Origin of the sequence: uncultured Xylophilus sp. (genome assembly GCA_913776965.1) — a bacterium.
Taxonomy (GTDB): domain Bacteria; phylum Pseudomonadota; class Gammaproteobacteria; order Burkholderiales; family Burkholderiaceae_C; genus Xylophilus.
In genome coordinates this window covers 1-5,437 of sequence record CAJYQL010000127.1, presented here as the reverse complement: position 1 = coordinate 5,437, position 5,437 = coordinate 1, and the positions used below count along the sequence as shown (strand labels likewise).

Sequence of the window (5,437 nt, the reverse complement as noted above, 5' to 3'; positions counted from 1 at the left end):
TTTCGATAGCTGCCTGCGCAGGTGCGACGGGCGCTGGAAGCCCGAAAGCACCTGAAACCGACAGGACGATCAGTCCAGCGTCGGATAGTCGATATACCCCTTCTCGCCGCCGCCGTAGAAGGTGTTCTTGTCCGGCGTGTTCAGCGGCGCGCCTTCCTTCAGGCGGCGCACCAGGTCGGGGTTGGCGATGTAGGGCCGGCCGAAGGCGACCAGGTCGGCGCCGTCGGCGATGGCCTGTTCGGCCGAGGCCTTGTCGTAGCCGTTGTTGACCATCCAGGCGCCCTTGCCGCCAGCCTCGCGGTAGGCGGCCTTCAGGGCGGCATAGTCGAACGGGCGGCCTTCCACTTCGCGCGGGCCGCCGGTGGCGCCCTCGATCACATGGAGGTAGGCGAGGCTCAGGCCCGCGAGCTGGCGCACCACGTAGTCGAACAGCGGCTGCGGGTCGGCGTCCTCGATGTCGTTGGCCGGGGTGACCGGCGACAGCCGGATGCCGACCTTGCCGCCGCCCAGGTCGTCAACGATGCCGCGGGTCACTTCCAGCAGGAAGCGGGCGCGGTTCTCGATGCTGCCGCCGTAGTCGTCCTTGCGCTGGTTGGCGCCGGTCTTCAGGAACTGGTCGAGCAGATAACCGTTGGCGCCGTGGATCTCCACGCCGTCGAAGCCGGCGGTTTCCACCGCGTTGCGGGCGGCGGCGCGGAAGGTCTTGACGATGGACGGGATCTCGCTCGCGTCGAGCGCGCGGGGCATGGAGGTCTCGACGAAGGTCGGCACGCCGTCCTTGATCAGCACGGTCTTGGTCTTCGCCGCGATGGCCGAGGGTGCGACCGGTGCGGCGCCGTCTTCCTGCAGGTCCACATGCGAGACGCGGCCGACGTGCCAGAGCTGGCAGACGATCTTGCCGCCCGCCGCATGCACCGACTGCGTCACCTTCTTCCAGCCGTCGAGCTGCTCGGTGCCGTAGAGGCCCGGCACGTCGGAATACCCCTGGCCCTGCTGGCTGATCGCGGTGGCCTCGGTGATCAGCAGGCCGGCGGTGGCGCGCTGGGTGTAGTAGGTGGCGGTGATATCGCGGGGGATCGCGTTGGGCGACCGGTTGCGGGTGAGCGGCGCCATCACGACGCGGTTGGCGAGCTGCCAGTCGCCGACCTGCACCGGCTCGTACAGGGCGGACGTGGAGGAAGAAGCAGAAGAGGAGGGGTTCGACATGCGCAAAGCCTTCTTGTGGGAGAAACGTTCTTTAAGGCCGGCCTCAGCGGCGCGGTCCACGATGGCGGGCCGGCATCCACCGGCCGCCCGTGGCGCCTTCCAGCGTAGCCGCAAGTGCAAAGACCTGCTGCCGGCACGGAGGTGGCAGGATGCGCTACCCGCGACGGCCCTGCGTGCCGATCTGTTTCCGGCCTGGACGACGACCCCCTCGAGAGAACGTTTCCGATGACCCCCGATCTGCCTGCTTCTCCCCCTGTCCCCGCGGCGGCCTCCGCCGGGCCCGCCGGCCCGACCGGCGCCGGCGACGAACGCGGCCGGCTGCGCCTCGCCGACAGCTGGCGGCTGCTCAAGCCCTACTGGACCCGGTCGGACGACCGCCGCGCCGCGCTCGGCCTGCTGGCGCTGGTGGTCGGGCTGAACCTGGCGATGGTGGCGGCCAACGTCTGGCTCACCAACTGGAACCGGGTCTTCTACAACACGCTGGAGACCCGCGATTTCGCCGGCTTCAAGGTCGCGCTGGCGCAGTTCTGCGCGATCGCGGCGGCCTTCATCGTGATCGCGGTGTTCAAGCAGTTCTATACGATGCGCCTGCAGATGCGCTGGCGCACCTGGATGACGGCGCAGGTGCTCGACCGCTGGATGGCGCACCAGGCCTACTACCGCATCGAGCAGACACGCAGCGCCGACAACCCCGACCAGCGCATCTCCGAGGACATCCGCAGCCTGACCAGCGACAGCCTGACGCTGTCGCTCGGTCTGCTGAATTCGGTGGTCACGCTGGTGTCGTTCATCACCATCCTCTGGACGATCTCGGGGCCGCTGTCGTTCGCGGTGGCGGGGCACGACATCACCATCCCCGGCTACATGGTGTGGGTGGCGCTGGCCTATGCGGCGGCCGGTTCCTGGATCACCCACAGGGTCGGCCGGCCGCTGATCGGCCTCTACTTCCGGCAGGAGCAGGCCGAGGCCGGCTTCCGCTTCGGCCTGATGCGGCTGCGCGAGAACGCCGAGGGCGTGGCGCTCTACCGAGGCGAGGCGACCGAGAACGCGCAGCTGCGCGGCCGCTTCGAGCGCATCCGCGACAACTGGCACTGGCTGATGATCTACCTGCGGCGGCTGACGCTGGTCAACGTCGGCTATGCGCAGATCGCGATCGTGTTCCCGCTGATCGTGGCGGCGCCGCGCTATTTTGCGAAGCAGATCACGCTCGGCGACCTGATGCAGATCAGCTCGGCCTTCGGCCAGGTGCAGGGCGCGCTGTCGTGGTTCGTCGACAGCTATGCGAGCCTGGTGAACTGGCAGGCGTCGTCGAACCGGCTCTTGGACCTGCACGACGCGATGGACGCCGCCGAGCGCGACGAGCGCGCCCGCGACGGCCGCACCGGCATCGCGGTGGCGCCGGCGGCCGGCGGCGGCGGCGTGGAGGTGCGCGAGGTCGTGCTCGGCCTGCCGGCGCACGAGGCGGGCGGTGCCGATGGTGCCGCGCAGTCCGCGCTCACCGCGCCGTTCTCGCTGACGGTGCGGCCGGGCGAGCGCTGGCTGGTGTCGGGGCCGTCGGGCTCGGGCAAGAGCGTGCTGTTCCGGGCGCTGGCGGGCATCTGGCCGTACGGGCAGGGCACGGTGGTGCATCCGGACGGCGCGCAGCTGCTGTTCCTGCCGCAGAAGAGCTACCTGCCGACCGGCACGCTGGCCGACGCGCTCAGCTACCCGTCGCCCGGCGCGACGCACGACCCGGCGGCGCTGCGGGCAGTGCTGCACGACGTGCGGCTCGACGCGCTCGCGGGTCGGCTGGACGAGACCGACAACTGGTCGCTGCGCCTGTCGCCCGGAGAGCAGCAGCGCCTGGCCTTCGCCCGCGCGCTCTTGCAGCGGCCGGACTACCTGTTCCTGGACGAGGCGACCTCCGCGCTCGACGAGGAGACCGAGGCGGCGATGTACGCGCTGCTGGCCGAGCGGCTGCCCGACGCGGCGCTGGTCAGCATCGCCCACCGCAGCACGGTGGCGCGCTGGCATGCGCGGCAGTTGCAGTACCGGCGGGCGCCGGCCGGGCAGGGCGGCGCGCCGTTCGTGCCGCAGGTCGGGGCGGTGGCTGCGTGAGCGGCGGTGAGGACCGGGGGACGGGCGCCGGACCGGCCCCGCTGGAGGCCGCGGCGGCGCTGCGCCTCGCGCTCGCGCTGTCGCTCGGCGCGGCGGTATCGCTGGGCATCACCCGCTTCGCCTACGGTCTGCTCTTGCCGCCGATGCGCGACGACCTCGGCTGGTCCTACACCCTGGCCGGGGCGATGAACACCGCCAACGCGCTCGGCTACCTGCTGGGCGCGCTGGCCGCGCCGCGGCTGCTGCAGCGCGTCGGCGCCGGCCGCACGATGGTCGCGGGCGCGGCCTGCGCGACGCTGTTCATGGCCTCCTGCGGCTTCTTCGCCGATGCGACGGCGCTGCTGGTGCAGCGGCTGCTCGCCGGCGTGGCGAGCGCCTGCGTGTTCGTGGCGGGCGGCTGGCTGGCGGCGCGGCTGGGCACGCTGCGGCCGGGGCAGAGCGGGCTGCTGCTCGGCCTGTACTACGGCGGGACCGGCTTCGGCATCGTGCTGTCGGCGCTCCTGGTGCCGGTGGCGCTGGAGGCGGCCGCCGGCCGGCCGCATGCGTGGGCCTGGGCGTGGTGGGCGCTGGCGGCGGGCTGCGCGGCGGCGACGGTAGTGCTGCGCTGGCCGGCGCGGGTGCTGGCGGCGGCTGCCGGTCCGGCAGTGGCGGCGGCCGGCGGCGTGCCGGCGGAGCGGATATTCGCGCCGCGGGCCTTCGGCTGGGCGCTGGCCGGCTACGGTTGCTTCGGCGCGGGCTACATCGGCTACATGACCTTCGTCGTGGCGCTGCTGCGCACGCAGGGCGTGTCCCCGGGCGCGGTGACGCTGTTCTACGCGCTGCTGGGCGCGGCGACGGTGGCGTCGTCCTGGGTCTGGGCGCGGCTGCTGGACCGGCACCGGGGCGGCGGCGCGCTGGCGCGGCTGAATGCGCTGCTCGGGCTGGCCGCGCTGCTGCCGGCGGTGACCGGCTGGTGGCCGGCGCTGCTGGCCTCGGGCATCGTGTTCGGCGGGGTGTTCCTGTCGGTGGTGGCCTCGACCACCGCGCTGGTGCGGCACAACTTGCCGGCCGCGCAGTGGGCGCGCGGCATCGGCGCCTTCACCGTCGTGTTCGCCGCCGGTCAGATCGCCGGACCGACGGTGGTGGGCTGGGTCGCCGACGGGGCGGGCGGTCTGACCCGCGGACTGGCGGTGTCGGCCTGCACGCTGTGGCTGGGCGCGGCGCTGGCGTGGCGCCAGCGCCCGCTATCGGAACGATAGCTGCCTGCGCAGTTGGGGCGGGCGCTGGGGCCCGATTGGCCTTGGGGTTGGCCTTGGAAATGCGCTTCGGGGACACGGCCGCGGACCGCCGGCGCGGCCCGCGGACGCACGGTGCTCAGGCCGGGGCGTTCTGCTTTTCCATCTGCAGTGCGGCCTGCACCGCCGGCCGGGCGCCGACGCGCTGGTGGTGTGCCTGCAGGTTCGCCAGGCTGCCCAGGTCCAGGCCGACCTTCGGCGCCCAGGTCATCACGGTGAACAGGTAGCCGTCGGCCACCGAGAAATGGTCGCCGCCCAGGTGCTGCTTGCCGGCGAGCTGGCCGTCGACCCAGGTGTAGCGCGACAGCAGCTTCTCGCGGGCAGCCTTCTTCATCTCGTCGGGCGTCGCCGGGTTGAACAGCGGGCCGGTGCCCTTGTGCAGTTCGGTGGCGATGAAGTTGAGCCACTCCTGCAGACGGTAGCGGGCGAGGGTGCCGGCGGCGGGCGCCAGGTTCTTCTGCGGTGCCAGGTCGGCCACGTACTGCACGATGACCGCCGCCTCGCGCAGGCGGGTGCCGTCGTCGAGTTCGAGTAGCGGCACATAGCCGAGCGGATTGATCGTGTAGTAGTCGGTGCCGTCCGGCAACTGGTGCGTCTTGGTCGGCGCGGGAATCGCCTCGTGGGCGATGCCGGCTTCGTGCAGCGCGATGTGGGGGGAGAGGGAGCAGGCGCCGGGGCTGTAGTAGAGCTTCATGGTGTTGGAGTGGAGGATGGGAAGGACTCTGCCGCACGGGGCGGGCCGGCCATGCTAGCGGCTGCGGGGCCGGCGCGGCCCACTCGCCGCGCGTGCCTGGATGGCGTCCTACACATCGAGGCGGGGGCGCCCGACCGACACCGAACACCTCCCCTCCTAAGCTTGC

4 protein-coding genes are annotated in these 5,437 nt (G+C 72.1%); 2 read left to right on the top strand and 2 right to left on the bottom strand.

What is annotated here, in order from left to right; genetic code table 11:
• Positions 1-69 precede the first annotated feature (69 nt).
• A complete protein-coding gene (locus tag QZ500_RS17735; protein ID WP_295857113.1) occupies positions 70-1,206 on the bottom strand; it encodes an alkene reductase in 1,137 nt (378 codons plus the stop codon).
• Between the two features lie 225 nt (positions 1,207-1,431).
• Here QZ500_RS17735 and QZ500_RS17730 point away from each other — a divergent pair, with 225 nt between their 5' ends.
• A complete protein-coding gene (locus tag QZ500_RS17730; protein WP_295857112.1) occupies positions 1,432-3,303 on the top strand; it encodes an ABC transporter ATP-binding protein/permease in 1,872 nt (623 codons plus the stop codon).
• Between the two features lie 41 nt (positions 3,304-3,344).
• Positions 3,345-4,541: a YbfB/YjiJ family MFS transporter gene (locus QZ500_RS17725; RefSeq protein WP_295857115.1), complete on the top strand. Its 1,197-nt coding sequence runs from the start codon at positions 3,345-3,347 to the stop codon at positions 4,539-4,541.
• Positions 4,542-4,656: 115 nt separating this feature from the next.
• On the opposite strand, the gene gstA is transcribed toward QZ500_RS17725, so the two are convergent.
• Positions 4,657-5,271 (bottom strand): glutathione transferase GstA, encoded by a 615-nt coding sequence (gene gstA / locus QZ500_RS17720; RefSeq protein WP_295857111.1) that lies wholly within the window; start codon positions 5,269-5,271, stop codon positions 4,657-4,659.
• Between the last annotated feature and the right edge of the window lie 166 nt (positions 5,272-5,437).

Coding starts and splice junctions, on each gene's coding strand:
- QZ500_RS17735 (WP_295857113.1), bottom strand. CDS start 1,206: ATGTCGAACCCCTCCTCTTCTGCTTCTTCCTCCACGTCCGCCCTGTAC.
- QZ500_RS17730 (WP_295857112.1), top strand. CDS start 1,432: ATGACCCCCGATCTGCCTGCTTCTCCCCCTGTCCCCGCGGCGGCCTCC.
- gstA (WP_295857111.1), bottom strand. CDS start 5,271: ATGAAGCTCTACTACAGCCCCGGCGCCTGCTCCCTCTCCCCCCACATC.